Source organism: Pseudomonas sp. SDT291_1_S447 (assembly GCF_054070155.1).
Map to the genome: position 1 here is coordinate 1 of NZ_JBSVXS010000344.1, position 302 is coordinate 302.

Below are 302 nucleotides of genomic sequence, written 5' to 3' on the forward strand. Positions count from 1 at the left end.
CCGGAAGCGCACCAGGTCAAGGCTGACTTTCTGCAATTGTTCGATGGTGTGCGGCCGGAAAGTCATTACCTGATAAGCGTCATAACATGGGTAAACATCGTCCATGCCCAGCAGCACTTGGCCATTCAAGTTCACCTGGTCATCGATCGCGCTGCCGTAACGGTATGGCTCGCCCAACGCACTGGAAGTGAAACCGCCCGCGATGTAGTCCGCGCATCCGGTCGCGATCGCTTGTAGTTTCTTATCTCGGAGTGCAGCCAGCACGGCGTCGATATCATCAACCCATTCGCCGTTCTTCCATA

The 302-nt window shown here is 55.3% G+C and carries 1 pseudogene; it reads right to left on the bottom strand.

Going from position 1 to position 302, the window contains the following annotated elements:
• Positions 1-302: pseudogene (locus ACW9IR_RS29865) on the bottom strand (hypothetical protein); the annotation flags it as partial.